The 20459-nt window shown below is 44.6% G+C and carries 15 protein-coding genes; 8 read left to right on the plus strand and 7 right to left on the minus strand.

What is annotated here, in order from left to right; translation table 11 throughout:
* Window positions 1-45 precede the first annotated feature (45 nt).
* Together AC07OI_RS29225 and AC07OI_RS29230 are read right to left on the minus strand one after the other, a co-directional pair.
* Window positions 46-1845: an ATP-dependent helicase gene (locus tag AC07OI_RS29225; RefSeq protein ID WP_495259587.1), complete on the minus strand. Its 1800-nt coding sequence runs from the start codon at window positions 1843-1845 to the stop codon at window positions 46-48.
* The gene (locus AC07OI_RS29230) at window positions 1829-3616 is read right to left on the minus strand and encodes an ATP-dependent nuclease (RefSeq protein WP_495259588.1); all 1788 of its coding nucleotides are present in this window, start codon (window positions 3614-3616) and stop codon (window positions 1829-1831) included. Before AC07OI_RS29230 ends, AC07OI_RS29225 begins: the two co-directional genes overlap by 17 nt.
* Window positions 3617-3724: 108 nt before the next feature.
* On the opposite strand from AC07OI_RS29230, the gene AC07OI_RS29235 reads away from it, so the two are divergent.
* Both AC07OI_RS29235 and AC07OI_RS29240 read left to right on the plus strand, forming a co-directional pair.
* Window positions 3725-7942, plus strand: coding sequence for an NACHT domain-containing protein (locus AC07OI_RS29235; RefSeq protein WP_495259589.1), 4218 nt, complete (start codon window positions 3725-3727; stop codon window positions 7940-7942).
* A gap of 117 nt (window positions 7943-8059) precedes the next feature.
* Window positions 8060-8995: a hypothetical protein gene (locus AC07OI_RS29240; protein WP_495259590.1), complete on the plus strand. Its 936-nt coding sequence runs from the start codon at window positions 8060-8062 to the stop codon at window positions 8993-8995.
* A gap of 284 nt (window positions 8996-9279) precedes the next feature.
* On the opposite strand, the gene AC07OI_RS29245 is transcribed toward AC07OI_RS29240, so the two are convergent.
* A complete protein-coding gene (locus AC07OI_RS29245; protein WP_495259591.1) occupies window positions 9280-12939 on the minus strand; it encodes a restriction endonuclease in 3660 nt (1219 codons plus the stop codon).
* Window positions 12940-13311: 372 nt separating this feature from the next.
* Between AC07OI_RS29245 and AC07OI_RS29250 the strand changes: the two genes are divergently transcribed.
* Window positions 13312-13764: an HAD domain-containing protein gene (locus AC07OI_RS29250; RefSeq protein ID WP_495259592.1), complete on the plus strand. Its 453-nt coding sequence runs from the start codon at window positions 13312-13314 to the stop codon at window positions 13762-13764.
* A 70-nt stretch (window positions 13765-13834) separates the two neighbouring features.
* Here AC07OI_RS29250 and AC07OI_RS29255 read toward each other — a convergent pair whose 3' ends face one another.
* On the minus strand, window positions 13835-14206 hold the full coding sequence (locus tag AC07OI_RS29255; RefSeq protein WP_495259593.1) for a helix-turn-helix domain-containing protein: 372 nt from the start codon (window positions 14204-14206) through the stop codon (window positions 13835-13837).
* 177 nt (window positions 14207-14383) lie between these two features.
* Here AC07OI_RS29255 and AC07OI_RS29260 point away from each other — a divergent pair, with 177 nt between their 5' ends.
* The 4 genes from AC07OI_RS29260 (at window position 14384) to AC07OI_RS29275 (ending at window position 16650) form a co-directional block, all read left to right on the plus strand.
* Complete coding sequence (locus AC07OI_RS29260) at window positions 14384-14746, plus strand: hypothetical protein (protein WP_495259594.1); 363 nt, start codon at window positions 14384-14386, stop codon at window positions 14744-14746.
* An 88-nt stretch (window positions 14747-14834) separates the two neighbouring features.
* Entirely contained in the window at window positions 14835-15284 is a 450-nt protein-coding gene (locus AC07OI_RS29265; RefSeq protein ID WP_495259595.1) for a hypothetical protein, read from the plus strand.
* A gap of 199 nt (window positions 15285-15483) precedes the next feature.
* Window positions 15484-15957 (plus strand): helix-turn-helix domain-containing protein, encoded by a 474-nt coding sequence (locus tag AC07OI_RS29270; protein ID WP_495259596.1) that lies wholly within the window; start codon window positions 15484-15486, stop codon window positions 15955-15957.
* 24 nt (window positions 15958-15981) lie between these two features.
* On the plus strand, window positions 15982-16650 hold the full coding sequence (locus tag AC07OI_RS29275) for a hypothetical protein (protein ID WP_495259597.1): 669 nt from the start codon (window positions 15982-15984) through the stop codon (window positions 16648-16650).
* A gap of 438 nt (window positions 16651-17088) precedes the next feature.
* On the opposite strand, the gene AC07OI_RS29280 is transcribed toward AC07OI_RS29275, so the two are convergent.
* Entirely contained in the window at window positions 17089-17364 is a 276-nt protein-coding gene (locus AC07OI_RS29280; RefSeq protein WP_495259598.1) for a hypothetical protein, read from the minus strand.
* 432 nt (window positions 17365-17796) lie between these two features.
* On the opposite strand from AC07OI_RS29280, the gene AC07OI_RS29285 reads away from it, so the two are divergent.
* Window positions 17797-18141: a hypothetical protein gene (locus tag AC07OI_RS29285; RefSeq protein ID WP_495259599.1), complete on the plus strand. Its 345-nt coding sequence runs from the start codon at window positions 17797-17799 to the stop codon at window positions 18139-18141.
* 290 nt (window positions 18142-18431) lie between these two features.
* On the opposite strand, the gene AC07OI_RS29290 is transcribed toward AC07OI_RS29285, so the two are convergent.
* Both AC07OI_RS29290 and AC07OI_RS29295 read right to left on the minus strand, forming a co-directional pair.
* Complete coding sequence (locus AC07OI_RS29290) at window positions 18432-18983, minus strand: 3'-5' exonuclease family protein (RefSeq protein WP_495259600.1); 552 nt, start codon at window positions 18981-18983, stop codon at window positions 18432-18434.
* Window positions 18984-20129: 1146 nt separating this feature from the next.
* Window positions 20130-20459, minus strand: a 330-nt coding sequence (locus tag AC07OI_RS29295; RefSeq protein WP_495259601.1) for a hypothetical protein, incomplete at its 5' end; no start/stop codon positions are given.

Raw genomic sequence — 20459 nt, forward strand, 5'->3', positions numbered from 1 at the left:
GCTAAGTTTGACCTTGTACATGTAGTGAAATTTTTATCCTGAAAGCTAGTCTAACAAGAGTTCATCCAAGAACCGCAGACGCCCTGAATAGAAACGCGTCCCCGAACTGTTTTCATTCCAACCTGAATATAGCATATAGACTTCGTCGCGAGCTCGTGTTAATCCAACGTAGAACAACCGTCGGCTTTCACGCAAAACTTCCCCCTGCGCATTGCTCCAGTGGAAAGAGCCCTCGTCCAAGCCAAGCATGATCACTACGTCATACTCACATCCTTTTGCTGAATGAAGCGTCAATAAATTCAATTGATCAGGTGATCCGTCTCTTCCGCCGAGGCGCACCATGTCAACATCCTCAAGGATTCCTCCACTGTGAGTCGCTCTAGCTAAGTCTTCCACATGGGAAAATTGATCTGCCAAGTTGGCTTCAGAAATAGCGAGGTCGTTGAGAAATTCTGTACGCAAAGCATCTACAAATTCGGATGCCGGCAAGTTCTCTCTAGATGCCCACAAAAATTGAGTTAATCGTGCTCGCTCAGCTTGCGCTTCATTGTCAGATAAGGTTTGCACCCGAAATGCTATCCATTGTTCAAGCAGACTCTGCAATAAGGGCTTTGCTTCTTGCCAGCCCCCGGCACACCATGCAGCACAATCTTCAATCCAATTTGTCAATGGACACTTGCGATATGGTGCTGCGGTATCGACTCTAATGTAATCCATTCCCACAGCAGCAGCTGCATCAGCAACTACATCGCCAATAGAAGCCATGCGATACAATACAGCGATATCTCCGAGCCGCCGTCCATGCTTGGCAGCCAATGCCGCGGGTATTATTTCCTCAATTGCGCGAAGAGCTTGTTGACCTAACCCATCGGGACATTCTTCCAATTCGATTCGTGCTCCTCTGTTTAAATCGGATGCACGATAATTTCGGACTTCGCCCAGTGCTCTTTCGGACACGTGTACAATTTCCTGGGCACTACGATAATTAACTTCGAGTTGAATGCGTTCAACATCATCCCTTGCGGCAAGTTCTAGCAGTAAATTACTGTTTGCTCCGGTGAATCCGTAAACTGATTGGTCAGCGTCCCCAACTGCGAACAGGCGTACATCTCCATCAAATACAAGTCGTGTGACGATGTTGTGTAGATTCACACCAAGGTCTTGATATTCATCTACAGCCAGTACGGGAAATTTCGCTCTTATAATTGGCAATACCCAATCATGCTCTGCAACAAGACGTTCGCCGTAAATAACAAGATCTTCATAATCGATCATACCTGCGTTATGAAGTGTTTCTTCATATGCTACAGCTAATGTCGCAAGCTCTACTTCATTTCTCCAGCTATCACATTCCCGATTTATATGGAGACGGCGGTGCTTGTCCATATCAATTTTCTTGTAGGGATGTCCGGGGCCGAATAGATTTTCTCCGATTTGCCTATGCAATTGCCGACTATACTCAGTTGTCGCAATGTTTAGGGGCTCAGGATTTCCAAGATTAGCCAATCTCGCAAAAGGTGTTAGAAGATAGCGAAGGCAAAAACCGTGCACCGTCCCGATAAAAAGGCGTGATGATTCTTTCAAGCCCAATTCCTCTAAACGCCTAGTAAGTTCTCGCGCGCACTCCTGGCTGTACGTAATGCAAGCTACGCCACGTGGGGCATGCACATCTTCAGCCAATATCCGTGCAAGCTTTAGTACAAGCGTCTTGGTTTTCCCGCTTCCGGGCCCCGCCAAGACGACACAATTGCCTTCGGACTCATAAGCAGCCCATTGTTGCTGATTTTCACGCAACTCGTTGGCCTGCTCAAGGTAGGCAGAACTTACTCTATCCGACTGCAACATGGATGTATTCCAATGCATTACGAATGTAGTCTGGGCAATCTGTTGCGGTCACATAAGGCGCAAGAGCCTGGGCGAAGCGGCCTTTCCCAATGCGATCAATGAGTCTTAATAAGCGACGATTATCGAGAGGTTCAGTTCCATTGACCCAGCCAGTAATTGCAGCTCTGGTCGCCGCTTGTAAGCGATATTCAAGTTCAAACACCATTTGCATTGAGCTTCCTAGACCTGCTTCGAAAAGCTCTATTTCAAGAGTACTATTGTTGACGAAGTAGCCGTGCTCTTCACCTGCCTCCCATGGTTCTTCTTCATCAAGCTCGCTAAATTCAGCGTCAGTCATGGATATTTCCAAAAGCGTGATCAATCTCTGAAGAGCCAATGGCGAACTATCTTCCATTGGATCTAGGTCTGTAATTACAACGTAGGGGATGTCAAGCCCCTCAGGACCTACCAGCTTAATATAAGGAGCAAAATTTACTCCTCCGACAGAACAGACTGTAATTCCAGCAATATCGAGAGATATGCCGAGTGCTTGAGCAAATGCCGGCACGAGAAATCGTTCTGCATCACCCTCCACAAATATTATGCCTCTTGCAAAAAAAAGCTCCCCTCTAGTTACATCAATATATCTCTGAAGGTCGTTAATATCTGGTTGCTCTAAATCAGCGCCTGCCGTTGACGTCGCGATTGTTGTGCCTGTTTCTGAATCCGTGCGTAAAAGGATAATAGATTGCACCGGTGCCACACTTGCGATGTGAGGCGAGTGCGTGGTTAAGATAGTTGTCAGATTCGAGGAACTATCATCATCTTCGGCAGTAGCTCCAAGAAAATAGCGGTAAACCAGGCGCTGTACATGGGGATGAAGATGAGCTTCTGGCTCTTCAATGGCAAAGAAGGTATGACTACGTTCGCGTTCAGCTATAACACGATCTAGTTCTAGACTCTTAAGAGCCATGAAAATCAGATTCGCAGTGCCAAGACTTGCGTCACTAATTCCACGCGCGCCTCCATCAATTAGCAACCGCAGACCACGAAGCATTGCGTCAACTCGCGTCGGTGCCAGTCCAAGTTTAATAGGTACTGTATGTGCATCTCCGACGATCGCCAGCATGCGATCGTCGATTCTTGTACCTACCTGAATAACCTCTCCTCGATCGGAAATTGCTTGCTGTGCTACGCTGATCATCTCGCCAATTTCTGTTCGAGCATCATCCTCAAGATCCAGGGCTAACTTTTCAATGAGTGGGCGCAACGGGGATCGGCGCCAATTAGCCAGGTCCTTTTCTGCATCGCGTAGTGCGGTTTGCAATTCGATTGGAAATTGGCGTCGGTGTTGCGCGCCGATGGCCCGATTTTCATCTCTTCCACCATAAATTATGTATTCATATTCGGATAAGCTTTGTGGAGTAGCACCTGCGAGAGAGGCTTTAGGTCGGAATTTGTATGTCAGTCGCGATACTGTCGGTGGGCCTGTTTCAATCATGCAGTCAAACAGCACTGTCAATAGATCCGGGGAATTGTCAAAATTCGTCAGTTCGATAGAAATTTCAACCGTTTCCCCCAGTTTATTTTCTCCCAGTCCGTCCCAAAAGTCTTCAAGTCCTAAATGGCGGTCTAAGTCAGAGAACCCTGGATCTAGTATCAGCTGCAGCGCTCGAAGGAAATTGCTTTTCCCAACTTTGTTTTCTCCCACGATGACGATGTTCTTATCTGTATAAACATCGAGCGCCTGGAAGTTGGCAAAATTTGTGATCTTCACTCGGGAAATGTGCATAACGTACCCCTTCATAAATTATCTTTTTTACATTGTATATTGACTACTGACGATGGGATAGTCAAATATGTGGAATTGATATCCTTCATCCATTTATTTCCTTGCCATATGACAATTGATCTCAACCGCACTTTCTCGGAAATCACTAGCGCATCAAGCGAAACTGAAGAATTTGATTGGAGCAATTTCGCGGGCTTAGGCACATTAACTTGGGACAAGTTACATGGAAAAAGAATTGTAGTTGTGCTTGGGGAGGCCGGCATAGGAAAAACCACCGAATTTAAAATGGAATCTCAGCGACTAAGCCTATCTGGGAAATCGGCATTTTTTATTCCTTTGAACCAAATATCAGGCGCAGAGGGCTGGCAGCTTGTATTAATCGCGCTCCAGGCAGAATATGAGCGGTGGCTAAATTCAGAAGATCAAGCTTATTTTTTTTTGGATGCCGTTGACGAGTCACGTCTTAAATCACCTTCTGATTTTCAAAAAGCTCTCGCTGTGATCAGCCATCAATTGGTGGGGAAATTCCATAGAATTAATTTTGTCCTTTCCTCAAGGATTACAGACTGGCCAATACCGGAGGTGCAACATGCCGTTGACACCTACCTGGTCAAACCCATAAGAATTGCGTTGGAAAATCAACCTGACTCAGATCCTTTAGATCTGCAAGTAGGTGAAGTCAAAGTCTTTACTGTCGGCCTAGACTCGTTATCGGTAGTCGAAGCACAACGGTACGCATGCGAGCTCAATCTGCTGAATCCAGATAGATTTTGGCAAGCGATAGATGAGGGAGGGTATCATTTTATGGCAATCCATCCTCTCGATCTTAATTGGATGGTAAGGCTGTGGAATCAAAGTCAAACACTGGGAAGATATACGCAGTTAATCGAAACAAACATAGCGCAACGCCTAACTGAGCACAACGAAAACTATGTCGTATCTGATGTTCATTTGTCCCATGACGAGCTGTTGATTGGCACAATAGAACTGGCAGCCGCCGCAGAATTCGGCGGTTGCGCCTTCTTTTCAGTTGAACCAAACGCAATTTGTGGCGCCGGTGAAATTGATCCCTCTAAGGTTCTAAATTGGAGCGCCTTAAAAATACGGAGACTGCTATGTTCTGCAGTATTTGATGAAGCGAGCTATGGCCGCGTACAGTTCCATCATCGTTCGATTCGGGAGTTTCTGGCAGCTAAATGGATCGAGAGGCAGTTGACTATGGGTGTTCCATGGCATCGGCTAGAAAGCTTATTTGTTGGAGGAAGTCAATTTGGACGCAGTATTTTGATCCCCACGCGTAAAGCTACGTTGAGCTGGCTAGCAACTATTAATGTAAAAGTCAGAGAATGGGTCGTCCAGAAATTTCCCGAACTCTTGTTCTTCCAGGGAGACCCTATGAGTTGGGACAGGATTTCAGTTGATGAAGCCTTTTTCAATCTGCAAAATAAATCCAGAGAAAAGAATCAATTCATTCGATTTCAAAGTGTAAATGAGTGCATTCGAGTGGGACTTGCAATCTCGCCTGGAAAAGTAGCGATGACTCTCGCCGGCAGCAAAACCAGTCAACAAACGAGAATTTTATGTCTTCAAATAGCACAGTTTGCAAAGTTGAATGACTGCTCCTCCGCCGTGTTTGACATTTACAGGAGTGTCGCATATTCAGAATCAGAACGAATTTTGGCCCTTGATGCGCTGGAAGTTATTGGCACACCGGAACAGCGATTTTCCATACTAACTGATTTGAAATGCGCAACCACCATATCAAATGAATTGATTGCGTCTTCTTTGCCTGTTACTCCCTGGGAATCACTTTCTTCAAGCGAATTATCGGCCATCTTTGATCGCAGCCGAAATGAGCAGGATCTTGGATCTGGCCCTATGGCCAAGTTATTGCGAAACGATCTAGTTCCTAGGCTGAATTTCTCAAGTGCTCAAATACTACTTCAGGCTGTTATGAAATCCCTTCCTAGACCTTTAAAAGGAAAACATTTTGATCGTTTCCCAGAATCTGAACATCCGGAACGTCTTTGGTTACTTAATGCGTTACCAGTTTGCTTTGAAAGACTACTTGAATTGATTCCATCTAGTACTCAATCCTATCCGTCGATTTGTATGGAAGCAGCTGAAAGAATTGAGTCCCAACGTGACACCTGGCTAATTAACAGGAATGAACTCAAGCGAGTCCAGAATGCTATCGCAGCACATAAAGACCTCCGATGGGAAATTGCTCTGGCAATTGCGAAATCGGAAGACATTAATCACTCGTTCGTACGTCTCACATGGGAAGAAAGTTGCATCGTCTCATTTTGCGCCGCTGATTTGCCGGAATTGATAGAACGAGCCACTGATTCGAAGCTTTCTTTAGAAGAGAGCGACATTTGGTTTTTTATTTCAGCAGAAATCATCTTCTCGATCAAAAACGGTGAGCACCGAGCAAATTTACTCAGACAACTCAATTTCGGCAATTTCCCCTCTGTTCGTCGCGATCAAATTAGTCAACGATATAAAAATCATCGACAAAAGGCTGCGCAATATCGAGAGCATATGTTTCTTCGATCAAAAGAGTTTTCCGCGAGAGATCAAAGACTAGAAAAAGATATATCCTATTATCGCACTATCATCGAAAATATTCGGACTGGGAAAGAGCCAAATTCGCTAACCCAATTATTTAGCTATTGCCTCTTACATTTTGGATACAACGATTTTACCGGTATTGACTTCTTAGAGATTGCTAACAAATTGGGGAAGGATATTGCCGACGCACTTGATCAAGGACTGAGAGAATTTTGGCCTTCTGTTTTTGCTCCAGATCCCGTTGAATTAGAACCACAAGACTGGCAATGGCCCGCAAAATTGGCTCTTGCGGGTATTCATAGATATTTTGACACAAGAAAGTCTTTCTCTGCGCTCACGGAAGAGCAGGCTGCAACCGCAACAAAAGTGGCAATTTGGGACCCTTCGAGCCCGTCCAATTGGTTTATCTCCTTGTCTCACTCGCACCTCGAAATTGTTGTGAGCACGCTTAATCCTTATATTACGGCTGAGGTACAAACCGATATTTCAATCTATCGCGATCGGGGTGCACTGAGAATGATATTGCGCTGCCCGTCTGAAATTAGAACGAGACTGTTAAACCCTCTTATTCCCCTTGTAATATCCGATCAAATCCCATTCACCACGACAGCAAAAGAAATTGTTGCCGCTTTAGGTGAGGACAATGAACTCTCCAAAATCGCTCTTGGCGAAGTCTGCAGAAAAAAACTTTCTGTTTCGTGCAGCAATATATATCTTGAAATTGACATGGATTGGTTACGAATCTGGATGGATCGAGATTCATTAGCAGCGTGGAATTGGTATTCCCGATATTTACAGGAATTTCCTGATAGGCATTTAAATGAAGTTATTCGGTTTGTTGAAAAAATTGGCGATATGCAATGGGTAAATTTTTCCGCAGGCACCGAAGATGTTGATACTCTTGTGGGTATTCATGATTTACTTAGTGCGCAATTGCACTCTAAAGCGGAACCACTAAGTCCGACATTGCCAAATGCGGCAATTGAAAATTTTAGAGACAGAATCCCTCATATGTTTGTTAAGGTTGCAGGTCAACTTGGACACAATGCGCTGAATCGCCTGGCTTGCAACATGATTGACGATGTTGAGAAGGTAGCCTTGCAAGATCGTCTTAAAGAACATGCAGAATTTAGTATTTCGTTCTCTGCTAATAAGTGTCCTGAGGAACTCGCAGCTATTGGCTCTCCATTTTCTTTTGCTCCGACGTCTGAGGCGCAATTATTTGAACAAGTGATTGCTCGTTTGGAGCAAATCAGAAAGGATCTTGAAGAAGGTCCATTTAGTGAGCGTGATTTATTCAAGGCTAAAATGCCAGAAAAACACTTGCAAAGGTGGTTAGCAGCTAAATTCAGAGATACTCAGAATATCAGATTCAGCGTTCATCGCGAGGAAGAGGTCGATAATGACAAAGTGACCGATATCCAACTAAGTGCCGATAGATATAACGTTTGCATAGAAATAAAACCCGTCGATTCCGGAAGATATTCAGCAAAGCAATTGACGGAAACCTTACGAACTCAAATAGTTGAACAATATTTGAAAGGCCATAATAGCTCACGCGGAATTCTGGTGCTTCTGCAACTAGACAGCAAAAAATGGAAAATCCCTGGCGAACCTGGCCACCAATCATTTGATTCACTTGTTAGATATTTGGAAGAACAAGCCCATAAGATTAAATTATCTTCGCGACATGTCCAGGAACTCACAGTTTTTGGAATTTGCTGTCTTGCAAAACCAAAATCTTCGGCTTAATGTGCAGGAACTCAGATTTACCTGTCTGCAAATGTCAGACGGATTAGAGTAGTGTATTTTCAGGTCTCTTTGGAGGATTGTCCGCACAACCTTTTTCAAAACCGAACAGAAAGCAATATGGCAGACGACTCTATCAAAAAATTCGCTGAAGACCTTCAATCATCTATCCCGGTGGTCTTTTTAGATTTCCGATCAGTTGATCGATTCCTCTATCGCATCAGTGATCTTGACCATATCTATGATCATCTCCCAGAAGACTTAGTCGAACGGCTAAATCTGTGTCATCTGTACATGATCTGTAAGCGACCACGTCTGTCTCTTATCCCGAACACAATCACTTGGAACGCTTATTCCATATCCCTGAAGGTATCCTACTCAGTCAATAACGTGATGCATGAAGGCCAGGTCAAAGTTGTACGGCCTCCAGAGTTATGCGATGCAAAGGCATTCTCTGCATCTCCCTTTCCGCATCGTGAACTGCACGCTCTTGATCAAGATGATAAGGTTATTGAAGCAATGTTAATTGCGAACTCGGCTCATTTAATTGACTCTCTGCCTTCCGTTGCGAAGCGACTTGAGGTGCTCTATATCGGCAAGGGACTTGCGAACAATACACAAGATCGCCTCAAAAACCATGAAACACTTCAAAAGGTGCTTGCAGAGATCAACTCCAACGATCCGGAGTCGGAGGTTTTCGCTCTTGTGTATCGCTTCGACTGCCGATGTTCAGTCGCCGGCATCATCACGGGTCATGCTGGTACAACGGAGCTTTTAGGCCAAAATCGTGACCCGTACATGCCAACGTTGGACGATCAAGTAAGTCTAATTGAAGCAGCCACCATCTCGTACTTTCAAACTGCCAAATACAACTCACATTATATTAACTTTCCCCGTACTGATACAGACGCAGCACGGCGTGCACGTGAATCAGGCGCAGCTTATATCGTTGTCCAAATTGACAATGAAAACATTGGCGGTGTTCCGATTTATTCGCAAGGAGTTGATCCGCATTCTACACATTACGTCGTTCACCGCATCGCCCGACGGTTATAAAGCCAAGTTAACGCTAGATTGCAGGCGAGGATTTAATTGATGCCTGATTTGCCGCATAGCTTTGTCTATCTGTCCGGACTCGACTAAAAGTAGAGTCGCTACTACTCACTTCGATTACAGTGCGTCCAGTGAGAATGCCGAGGGCATCCAACAATACAGCATACTTCTTGTCGTACATTTTGTCTCCCGATGGATCAACTGCTTTTTCCCGTTTATCTATGAGTCAAACAATAGAGTCCGCCAGACTTTATCATTTCTGAGGAGCCGCCGATCAAATGTGCAAATTACTGACCATTTGTGCCGCCATTCAATCTACGCATTCCTATTCGAGTGCCTTGGGCTTGTATAAGCCATAACTCCAAAACTCTCTTAGCGAAAGGTGTGTGTGCAGATGCCAATGCCGATTCCAGTTTATATTGATCATCTGGTTTGATATGGTTCAATACCATATCTGCAAAGTCCCAAAAGAAATGTGTTCTTTCGTTCGGCCAATTTGAGATATTAGCAACAGTATTAATGACCATCTCAAAAATTGATTTACTCCAACAAGCGTTAACGGCGTGCTCAAGTTTTAGTAAATACGAAGGGATAGTAAAATGCTGTTCCAATTCAATCCGGAGTAGTTCCAAGCGAACGTCTGACGGTCCGCAAGTACATGCAGCCATGAGTGCTGAAAATCTGGTTCTTTGACGCGAGACCTTTCGCAGTTCGACGTCTACAACCTCACTATCCAAATCTCGCAATAGCTCATGTAAAGAATCCAGCACGTTATATGCTGAGGTGTCGAAATGCAGGAATAACAATCGAACGTCACTCTTAATGAGATTTTTTGCTGTGACGGCGGGGAGAATAAGTTGCGCTGCAAATTGCCCTACTTGGTCTTCAGCAAACTCAACATCCATTGAATCAAAAAAAACTTTGTCTTTAGTTGAAAGTAAGGTTATCTGGTTACTTTCAATTGCGATCCGAATTCGTGTCAGTTGTCGAATCATTGATTCAAGGCAAGCGGCAGATTTGGCGGTGAAGCCTAACAAACCAACAAGTTCAAGCGCTCTCCAAGAGTGCCAGTCATGCCATGTTCTTTCGTTTTCCAGACCAATTTCGCATAGCTTGAGTAGTTCATTTTTACGACTACGCGCCAATTGAATTTGGCCCAAAAAATAATTGCACGCGTGCCCGACATTTCCTCGCCAGGTTGAAATAGTTGATTCTGCAATAGCAGCAATGATCGCACTTTCGGAAAACTTTGCCATACTCCATATGGCGCCGCATTTATTGACCGGACAGGATGTCAATTCGCTTTCTACGACCATTATTAATTCTGGTGGTAAAGCATATTTCGCAATAACGTTTTTGATCAGTTCTTCTATTTCAAATTCAAGCTTTGTATCCGGCTCGTCTGCAGACTGGAAGGCGATAACACATTCGAAAGCAACTCGTATATCAAATTTTATGCCAATACTTTCTGCAATTCGTATAATCTTTGATCTATCAATAAGAGACTGCGCGTTAGCAAGTTCATCATCTAAAATTACTTGTGCGCGACTTGGCGACGTATTATGTAACGCGTGGAGAATCGCGCCCCAAGGGCGAATATCCATTCCATTATGGAACTGACGCTCGACATTTTTCGCATCTTCGATATCTCTTTCATATGCGATCAGTGCAAGTGATTCAATAACTGGGGTTCCTGGCAAACATATCGCTAGTCGTTCCCGAGCGAGGTCAAGACGCGTAGAAAATGGAGCTGTTTCCCAAATTGTGATATCGCCGCCTGACACATTACTAAATGGTAGTGATCTTCGCTCTTCCACTTTATTCAAAACGCGCCGCAGGTATTCGACGTCTCCTGTAGCCGCAAGCCCTTTCCCTGCATGGAATTGATTCTCGCTTCTATTACCTTTTATCAATTCACGCAACTTGGCAACAGCACCTGGCGTTCCTAATTTTGACAACGCAAAAATACCGCGAACACGGACGCTTTCAGGAGACGTCTCACTCACAGATTGCATCAGTAATTTTTCTGCATATTCTTGACGTTCGATAGGCAATTCGCGTGCTGTGCGAGCACCTAATATTAGATCCACGTCTAGCATAGACTTGATAAAATTATATTGGTCTGATTGGGGTACCAGTCGTGCCGCAAATATCCAAGCATCGTCTGCTATCGGATCTGTCGTGCAGTGCAAGTACGATTGCCAATTCTCTGCGAGGATGGGTGCAGCTAAGGCACCAATCAATATCTGATGACCAAAATCGAAATGATTTACGGTGGATAGACGTAAAAGCTCGTGGCGAGTAAGCAGCGCGACGATGCTTACTTGTGACATATCCTCAACACCAAGTGCATCAATACAATGAATCTTTGCGTCCCGGATCCATTTCCCTGCTTCGTTTTCAGGACACTCTATACGTCTATTCACGATCAAACACTGAAATGCCAGAGCACTAGCTAATTGTAGTACAACCTTAGGCCCAACCTGCTGACTGGCTGACTGTGCGTCATGAGTACATCTTGAATATAGGACTGCTTCTACCATTTCCCCCAGACTGGCCGGCAATATTTTGTTTAGAGTCCACTGTTTGATTGCGACATCAAGAGCAAATGGTGTCCATAGCTGAGGGGAATAAGCTCGATTTGCGATTGCCAAATATTCTGTCAAGAACACTGCGGCAACATCTTTTTGAAGTCTGCTCTCTGCAATGCGCCGCATTGCCAATGGCGTGAGATGCTCAATTTCTATGCAGGCCGTTGGTTGCTGCGGAAGTGTAACGCTTCTATGCCTTGTCGACTCGCGTGTTGAGATTACACATACGACTAGTTTTCTCTTTAATATGAGTTTGAGTTCTTCTAAAAAATTTGCCACATATTCTGAAGCGCATTCGTTGAGACCATCACACAAAAGAAATATACGATCGGGTAGCATCTGCCAATTCCCGTATGTGATTCCAAGTTCGTTTTCAATAAGACGATCAAGCGCACCAGGTACGTAATTTGTCAAGGATATCAAAATTGCGATGGTTGTATCTGAACTTGCTCTCAAAACCTCCGCTCTCATATATGCTAAGGTGGTGGTTTTCCCGATTCCGCCATCCCCCAACAACATCGTTAGCGAACCAGGATTCAGCTCCAATAATCCGTGCACATCCTTAATTTCTCGTTCAGCGATTGCTGACTCAGCAATCTTGCTATTTTTCGAGTCAACATCAATCCCCTTCGGTAGCCCAACCTTTATAAACCTCGGTTCGGCAATTAATTGGAGATCAATGTATTCTTCAATGTACTTGGCTCTATCAAAAATAGGGCGGGGGTGCTCGTGCACGACATGAGCAACCCGAAAATGTCGCTCTACAATTTCTAATACTGAACTCCAACGGGCTGTCAATGCCGTATCTAATCCATTTTGGTCCCAAGCGATCAAAACATCCAAACCCTTGACATAAGTTTCTGCAACTTGTCGGGGATCAGCACCAATATTCTCTAGCTTTTGCTTTAGTGTAAAAAGCTCGCCTGTTAAGGCTGTCGCTAGTCGTTCTCCGGCATTTTTTATTAATTCAGCGCGCGATGTTTCACGTAACGTTCTGACCAGCGTCTGACTAAGCCCACCGGTGCATATAAACCGATGCTGGCCGACGTCAGAATTTTCCAACTTAGATGTCGCCGCGACCTTTGCCAGTTCATGAGCAACTTGGTCTAAACCTAAAGGTTTTTTTTGTCGTTTGCATTGCACGCAGACAAAACGACCAGATCCAATTACGACACCCTCGATGTCGAACCCGTCATCCCCAGAACCACGCGGCATTCCTGTGATTTGGATTCCTAACGCTTCAGCAATGCAGACTAGACAGGCAGCGACGAATTTCTCGAACTCGTCTGGAGATAAGTCATCAAACGGCAGATTGCGATTTTCGAAATAAGGAGATCGATCACTTGAATCTATCATTGCTTATTCTCATTATGATTGTTCCGAGAGGGGTACAACTAACAGCAATTGTTGAGTACAGATATCGGCGCGAGAAGGTGAAGAAACGGCGTCAAGTGCGCAGAGTACCCTTAGAAAGAAAAGTACCGGTCGAGTATCTTGCATACTCATATACTGCCATAGCGTCATGAACGCCGCAAGCCTTGTTGATTTATACCCTTTGTGGACAAATCTATATTTTTGGAGAGATGGTCATGGACTTTTACAGAGCATCGACCTTAGCCTAATATCAGATATTACATTCCAACATATTTTTCTGAACTGTGATTTTATAACATGCCAAAATAAGGTAGCATGCGCGCCCTGGAGTTTATTTTTTGGTGATGACAAACAATGATTCTGTTTTTGGATTTTGATGGCGTCTTGCATTCAGAGCCTTGTTATAACAAAGCTCAACTATTTTCATGCCTACCTCGTCTAGAGGCGGTTCTTCGTGAGTTTCCAGAAGTACAGATCGTGATCTCCAGTACATGGCGCGAAAACCGTACCATCTCAGAACTCAAGTCTTGTTTTTCATTCGACATCGGTGAGCGTATTATTGGTGCGACCCCATTATGGACGGACATTTCAGCGATTGTTGAAATCATTGGATATCAACGTCATTCAGAAATTGAGGGGTGGCTAAGGCAGTCTTGCGAACCTTGGAGAGACTGGGTCGCAATTGATGATAAGCCCTATCTCTTCAAGCCATTTTTAAAGAATCTTGTTAAAACCAATCCAACCGTTGGTTTTGACGAGAGCGCCGAAATTGCATTGAGAATGTGTTTGGCCAGAAAAAATACGTAAGATGTTGTGTTCGTTTACTGCTTCTGTGCCTCTAAAGATAGAGATTTTAAGCATCTATCAATCAGTCCATTCAGCCATGTCTCTGAAAATAAAGTTTCACAAAATCTGTGAGAAACAACCTGTCCTTCACCTTCAATTTGCTCAGGTAGGTGGCAATAATTTCAGACTCTGGTGTTTGCACTAGTGCTTTCTCTTCCAGCAAATCCGCAATAGCAATATTCAATTCCTCCGACATAACCTCCAACATCGCCAGCGATGGCGAATGAACGCCACGCTCCAGCCGTGAGATTGTTTCGACTTCCACTCCAACTCGTGCAGCGAGCTGTTCCTGGGTCAACCCCAAGCTCTTTCGCCTGGCCGCCACATTTTTGCCGATTCTAGAAGGAAGCTGAGAAGGTTTTCTTTTGGTCACGACATTATTTGCCGGTTGTTTAGTCGACAAATATGGTCTGCTCTTTACGTTCAAACAAGAAGGATGTAATATGTTGATTATCAACAAGACAAATTACATCTATATTCGATGAATCACTTACATCGGCTAATGGCTTAGTGTGTTCTGTTGGTCCGCGACTTGGGATTTCCAGCCAGTGTCAGAAAATGAACGATGAAGGAGGTTCGCATGGATTCAATTGAATGCCCTGACTGCAAACACCAAGGCACACCGCATCTTTGGCATTACCAGCCGTTTTTCTTGGGAAAAATACGCTACCAAAAGACCCAGCATCAATGCCGGATCTGTGGCAGCGTCATGTATGAATCTGGTGGGCAAATAACAGGGTTCGGTTGGATTTGCCTGATCGCGTTGGCTTATCTGCTCGGGATCTATTTTCTTCAACGGGTGTTCCCAGGCTTGGGCTTGAATCTGGGAAATGTGTTTAATCCCATCATTAATATTTTTATCTTTGGTTTGCTTTTTCTTGGTGTGCGAAAGGTCATCCAGTTTTTAAGACGAAATAACAGAAAGCCCCCTCCTAAGCACTAGACTAGTATCTTCAATGACTCCTGGTATTTGGCGGCGAAACCACAAATAGCATAATTAAATCGATTTACAGAAGTCGCAACACGTATTTATGATTACCACCAATAATTCCTATCTGAAGCCAAATTTCTTCGCTTCAGAGGGGCACCCTGTCTACCACTGGCGTTGTGTAGATCTTGAAATAAATTCCCCTTACTATTTTGTAGAGTACATTCAAAAAGAAAAGTCCTCGCGTCTTTCGGCGCGGAAAATTGTTAGCGACCTTGCTGATTTGATAGAAATGTGTCAGGCCATCAAGCGGGATACGAAATTGCAGTTAGTCAGAATCTCTTTGCTGTCACCAAGTTGGCTGAACAAATCTCACATGTGGGAATTGGATAACCTTTCGGAAGTTCATTATGGAAATTTTGGACAGAAGGAACCTTGGGTGCAAATATTTAAACTGCAAGACGGCCGACAGCTTTTTGATCCCAGCCTTAGGCTGAATATAGAAGATGCACAGGAAGTTCATTGTCAATTTATGGTAACCGAGTATATGTAGATTAATCCCTGGATATGAACTGAAATTGGATCATCAAAAGTTCACAGATAGGATACTAACTTTGCAGTTAGCAAGTGCGGTTGAGTCTATTCAATCTTTGTTCTAGTAAAAAAGTCATCTCCTAAAAATTAGCTTCCATTAAACTAAACGTAACATCAAAATTGCACGGTAACATTGCTGATATTACGGTGCAAAATCAATGTTACGTTCCTGGTATTTCACGCGACAGAAATCTACTAGCCCAATAAAATGTCCGATTAAATGGACAATAGCAGCAATATTGACCAAATTATCGGCCATGAAAACAAGAACCCCACGCCCATTCCCTTCAGTTGAACGGCAGCTAAAAACCTTTGGTCAGCGCCTGCGGGAGGCTCGTTTACGCAGAGGTATTTCAACAGTGCTGTTTTGCGAGCGCATGAATGTCTCACGCGATACGTTGAATCGACTTGAAAAAGGAGATGCCTCCATTGCTATTGGCAGGTACCTTCAGGCTCTGCGTATCCTGGGCATGGATAAAGACTTCGACCTGGTTGCAAAAAATGACGAGCTTGGCAGGAAGCTGCAAGATGCCAAACTACTGATTAGGACTCCACGTGGACGAGTGGTGAAGGCCAAACATATTGAAACCGATGCGACGGCCAAGAATAGAGCAGCTGATGAGCAAATCTAAAGCACTACTGAGGGCAAAGAAAAAATGAAAAACAGATACATCGAACAGTTAAAACGAAAGGCCAAGCTTCACCATAGAAATGCCCGTGGCAGGCATTTTGAAAATGGCATTATCGTTCGCCACGAATACGATATTGAAAATCCAGAAAAACTCTCCTGGTGGGACGATGTCTTATTTATTCTTAACGATTACCGGGTAAATGTTGCATGGACACATCCCCGCTATGTATATAAAAGTATGGTAGATGAGAGTGCCTATCAAGCTCTTGCCAAGATGGAAAATCAAAGTAAGTCGGATTTTATGGAAGGATTTAGCCCCAATTATTGCAAAGTCGGAAAATCGCGCAAGAAAATTGTGTCATATTCCATGCCGAGAAAAGATGACGCTTACTTTGAAGTGCTGCGTGCAGAGAAGAATCGCATTGCTTATGATCCAGATAATGCCATTGTCATTACGCCTACCATTTCGGTCGATTGGACCAGTTGGTCGCGTTACGTAAGTATTTGTGCGCCTATCGAGGTCCGTGGAGTGGAAGACTTACATGTCCTTGCCACGTTGACCAAAAGAATTTTGAAACGAGAAACATCTTTATCGCTGGAATTTCCCGGGTATGCTTACAGTCAGCAAAACTGGCATACCGAATTCCCATTGAGTGATCAGATTGGACTTTTGTCACATGCAGTCAGAATTTAAACTCCCTATTTCTGATGCAGCAGAGCGCAGTCACGACATTCGTAAAGAGATTGTGCCAGGATATGAAGCGGACGACGGCGAACTAGCGCCCGGTCAGTTCGATCTAATCCATCAGGCCGTGCCTCAAGGCGTTCATCGATCGGTAAAGTCCAATCTGTTTTGCCAGGATTGACACGTGCAAGCATGGAATCAAATTTGGATGACCACGTTCACAGATATTAATAGGTAGCGGGTGACTGATTTGCGACACCAGTACGCCATAATTTGGTTGACTCAGAAATCGCGCCACAATTTCTAGATATCGCGCCAAATAAACAGGTAATCGCGCCACAAATTCCAATTTGCGCGCCACTTTACGGAATAGTCACTCGTTGATGTTGATTTGCACTGAAGTTTGACCCGCCCCGCAGATTCGTTTGCAACGATAATGATTCAAATTTAGCCTTCAAGCGAGCGGTAGCTTGCATCTGCATTTGAAAGGTGAAGCAATTTGATAGCTTGAATTCTTCTAGCAAACGGGCAGCTTGAGTTGGTGGTGTCGATTTGTGTATCGAATTTGATGATAATAGGCACACTTTGGTGATGGACTTCCCGGACAGGACCGGCCATCGCGACGGTTAAGAGCCTCCTGCGTTTCAACTTAACGAAAGACAAAATCCGCCAGTAGGCGGATTTTTCTTTGTATGCGACATTTATCGCATTTAGCGATGTCACGACGTGCTCTAGTTTAACGGAGTCGTCTGACCTAGTACAAATGCGACCTACGAAATTTGAATAGCCGCCAGGTCGCAACCTTGGTAATTATTTGCAAGGTAACGGGAACAAATGTATGCTTACGTCATTGTTAGATCTCCTGCAATTCGCGCATTTGTTGAGGATATGACCGATATGTGGTCTTCAATCAGTTGGGCAGGCAGAGTAATCGGTAACTCTGAAAGTGGGGCAACGGATTAACGTTGGTGCTCTGAACCAACCTTTTTTAAAAGGGAAGCTAAAGAGAGGCATCGGACACCTTAGGATCTGATAATGTCTTTCACAACGGCCGCTTGTGATAGCGGCCGTTTTCTTTGCCATCAAATAAAACGTTTAGATACGCACTGTTAGATCGCGTTGCGAATACTTTAGAAATTTGAAGAAAATTTGGCAATGGGTACATCAAAAAAATACGCACTTTATCTCAAAGTACTTTCTGCAGCAATTTGCGCGCTGACTATTCCGAGTTTTGCTCACGCTGCTTCTGGTGTGCAGTCCTTTGAAGTCATCGCACTTGATAGATACAAAAGCGTAATCCTCGGCAGTATGCACATCCCGGACACTAGGCTATCCGAGCAAGAGATTCGGCCTGATAACGTTCAGCTTCGTTCGACGGAAACCAAGTTCTGCAAACAGTTTTGCGTCACGCCTGGTGATGTGCCGGATTTTCGTGTCAACTTTCTTCAGGTCTTTCTTTGTATCTGCATTGCCGTTGTTCAAAAGTGCCCACGAGATTAGCACCACATGCAGGAAAAATAAAAGGCACTGGCAAGTGCACTCAATTATGGTTATGATTGCGCCACCGAGGCCGCTTAGGTATTTTACCGAAAGCCTGCCAAAGTCCGGACTATCGGAAAGGCTTAGCTGCTAGCGAGAATTGAAACAAGCTAAGCGCCGCCACAAACCAAGTTTGCGGTTCCACCTGGAGTGGGATAATCAAGAGAGTTACTCGTGTCTGAAGAAAGCTCCCAGATGTCATCTGGGAGCTTTCTTCTTTTCTGGGACAGTACAGAATAAATCCTGGCGCCTTACTTCCTATTTTCTTTCAGCATATTGCAGAACAAGGCTCCTTGTTCAATGGCATCGTCAAGCGCAACATGAGTATGGGGCAAATCATCAAACCAGGCTTTAGGCATATATTTTTTTGCGCTTTTCTTAAAATCTGACTTCATGAGTGCCATAGCAAACGACTTCATGTCCAAAGCAGAAAAGCTGAATGGACTCTCACCAGCATATCGAATCAAATACCAATAGACAAACATGAAATCGAAGCCTGCAGGGAAAGCGACGAAAATCGGTTTGCCAGGCAATGATTTGATCCAGGTAACATAACGGGTCATTGCAGCTTGTGGCGATTCCAGATTCGACCTGCAGGCCGCCCAAGCTTCGGGTTGAGTGAGCCACCATGCTGCAGTGGTAGGATCTGCGGAAGCATCAGGTAATGTTTCCAGATTGGCGGTGAAAGTACCAATCAAGTTCTTATCCGCGGTATAGGCGGCTGAGCCAAAACTGAGCATGGAATATGGGCCAGGAATTGGACCATCTGATTCGACATCAGTACTAATATAGATTTCTTGCAATTGAATCTCTTAAAATATTTTAATGGTATTTAATTGAGCGGAAAGCGTGCCCTCAGATTTATAACTAGTAAACGCAGCAACATTGAAAGTCCGCGCCATCGTCAATTGTATAGAAAACAAATGCGCAGAGGCACATTATCAAGAGATAACACAATCGAAATCTATATAACTGACGGGCTGTAGACGCAAGAATGCGCGTTGATAATTTTCAACAATTAACCACTGTTAGCACTGGAAATCGAACCTGGCATAATAAGATAATGCTTGATTCCCAGCGATTTGTCAGGCTGTTGAGGCAGTAAAACATTAATCACAGTCAGTGGGTTCAATTGACAGTATTCATGCGCCTAGCCGCAGGCCAGCAATGCATGCAGGCGTTGTTTCAATCTATTGGTCGGTCCAGGTTTATATAACAATGTGGGACGCAGAGTATCTGCGATATGCCTTGGTAAAATTTTATCGAGCACAAACTACCGATATAAGTGAGCGCATAGTTAGTGAAAGTATTGATCCATGACAATGGCGGCACTTCGATCGGAAAGAACTGAGACTTGACAGGTTGTTCAACCAGGTAGGGACATTCGTCAGGAGGTGCACAAGCCGCCTACGCAAAATATAGCATCTGGGCCACAGCTTTCAATAGTGAGAAATTTGTAGAGTAATACGCATGTATTATGGAGAGCGCTTCAATAGCATTGGCGTGATCGCAGCTAAGCCGCTCATCAATGCGCTCACAATGGTGGCAGGCAGCAGGTGGTGCAATCTACACCGTCGGCATCGCGTTTTATGCCGCAGATCACAAATGGCGTCGCGGACACGGGGTTTAGATGAGCGATCAGTGCACAGTTGTGCCGTGCTCGGCAAATCGCTCGACAGCGGGTAGTTACCTCTTGTGATAGTAGACCAACTGGTTACCGTTTACATCATCAGCGGTCGCGCTTCTTTTGGAATTGCACCAACTGTGATTTCATCCAGCACCGTGCGTGGATGAAGATCCGATTGCGAAACCATCGTGATCAACATCGCCACATCGGTTTCATGTTTATACCTCAGTCATTAGGAATAGCCGAGCACTTCAACAAGCCCAACCGGAAAAAGTGACTGCCTTTGCGGGCCAAAAAGGTAGAGCAGTCCTTGCTAGGAACATCAGAGTTTCTTTTGAAAGTTGACGTAGATGAACTGGCCACGGTTGTTATAGTTGTATGGGTCGAAGCCGAAGGATGCGTTAAAGAATGGCGGCTTGGTTCCCAGGATGTTCGATGCTCCAACTGCAATGCGCGTGCCTTTCATGAATCCCGTGGCTGCCTTGTCCTGATATGCCAGTTGCAAATCAAGGAATGCCCGCGCACTCAATGTGTATGGCACGCCGCGGCGATCCTGATAGCTACCTACGTAGCGAATTGTGGGCGAGAGATCAAAGTTGGCATATTCAATCGATCCGGCCACCGAGCCGCGCCACTTGGGAGAAAAGCCGTC

The sequence above is a fragment of the Undibacterium sp. GW821-FHT07F11 genome (genome assembly GCF_059418665.1).

Coding starts and splice junctions, on each gene's coding strand:
- AC07OI_RS29225 (WP_495259587.1), bottom strand. CDS start 1,845: ATGTTGCAGTCGGATAGAGTAAGTTCTGCCTACCTTGAGCAGGCCAAC.
- AC07OI_RS29230 (WP_495259588.1), bottom strand. CDS start 3,616: ATGCACATTTCCCGAGTGAAGATCACAAATTTTGCCAACTTCCAGGCG.
- AC07OI_RS29235 (WP_495259589.1), top strand. CDS start 3,725: ATGACAATTGATCTCAACCGCACTTTCTCGGAAATCACTAGCGCATCA.
- AC07OI_RS29240 (WP_495259590.1), top strand. CDS start 8,060: ATGGCAGACGACTCTATCAAAAAATTCGCTGAAGACCTTCAATCATCT.
- AC07OI_RS29245 (WP_495259591.1), bottom strand. CDS start 12,939: ATGATAGATTCAAGTGATCGATCTCCTTATTTCGAAAATCGCAATCTG.
- AC07OI_RS29250 (WP_495259592.1), top strand. CDS start 13,312: ATGATTCTGTTTTTGGATTTTGATGGCGTCTTGCATTCAGAGCCTTGT.
- AC07OI_RS29260 (WP_495259594.1), top strand. CDS start 14,384: ATGGATTCAATTGAATGCCCTGACTGCAAACACCAAGGCACACCGCAT.
- AC07OI_RS29265 (WP_495259595.1), top strand. CDS start 14,835: ATGATTACCACCAATAATTCCTATCTGAAGCCAAATTTCTTCGCTTCA.
- AC07OI_RS29270 (WP_495259596.1), top strand. CDS start 15,484: ATGTTACGTTCCTGGTATTTCACGCGACAGAAATCTACTAGCCCAATA.
- AC07OI_RS29275 (WP_495259597.1), top strand. CDS start 15,982: ATGAAAAACAGATACATCGAACAGTTAAAACGAAAGGCCAAGCTTCAC.
- AC07OI_RS29285 (WP_495259599.1), top strand. CDS start 17,797: ATGGGTACATCAAAAAAATACGCACTTTATCTCAAAGTACTTTCTGCA.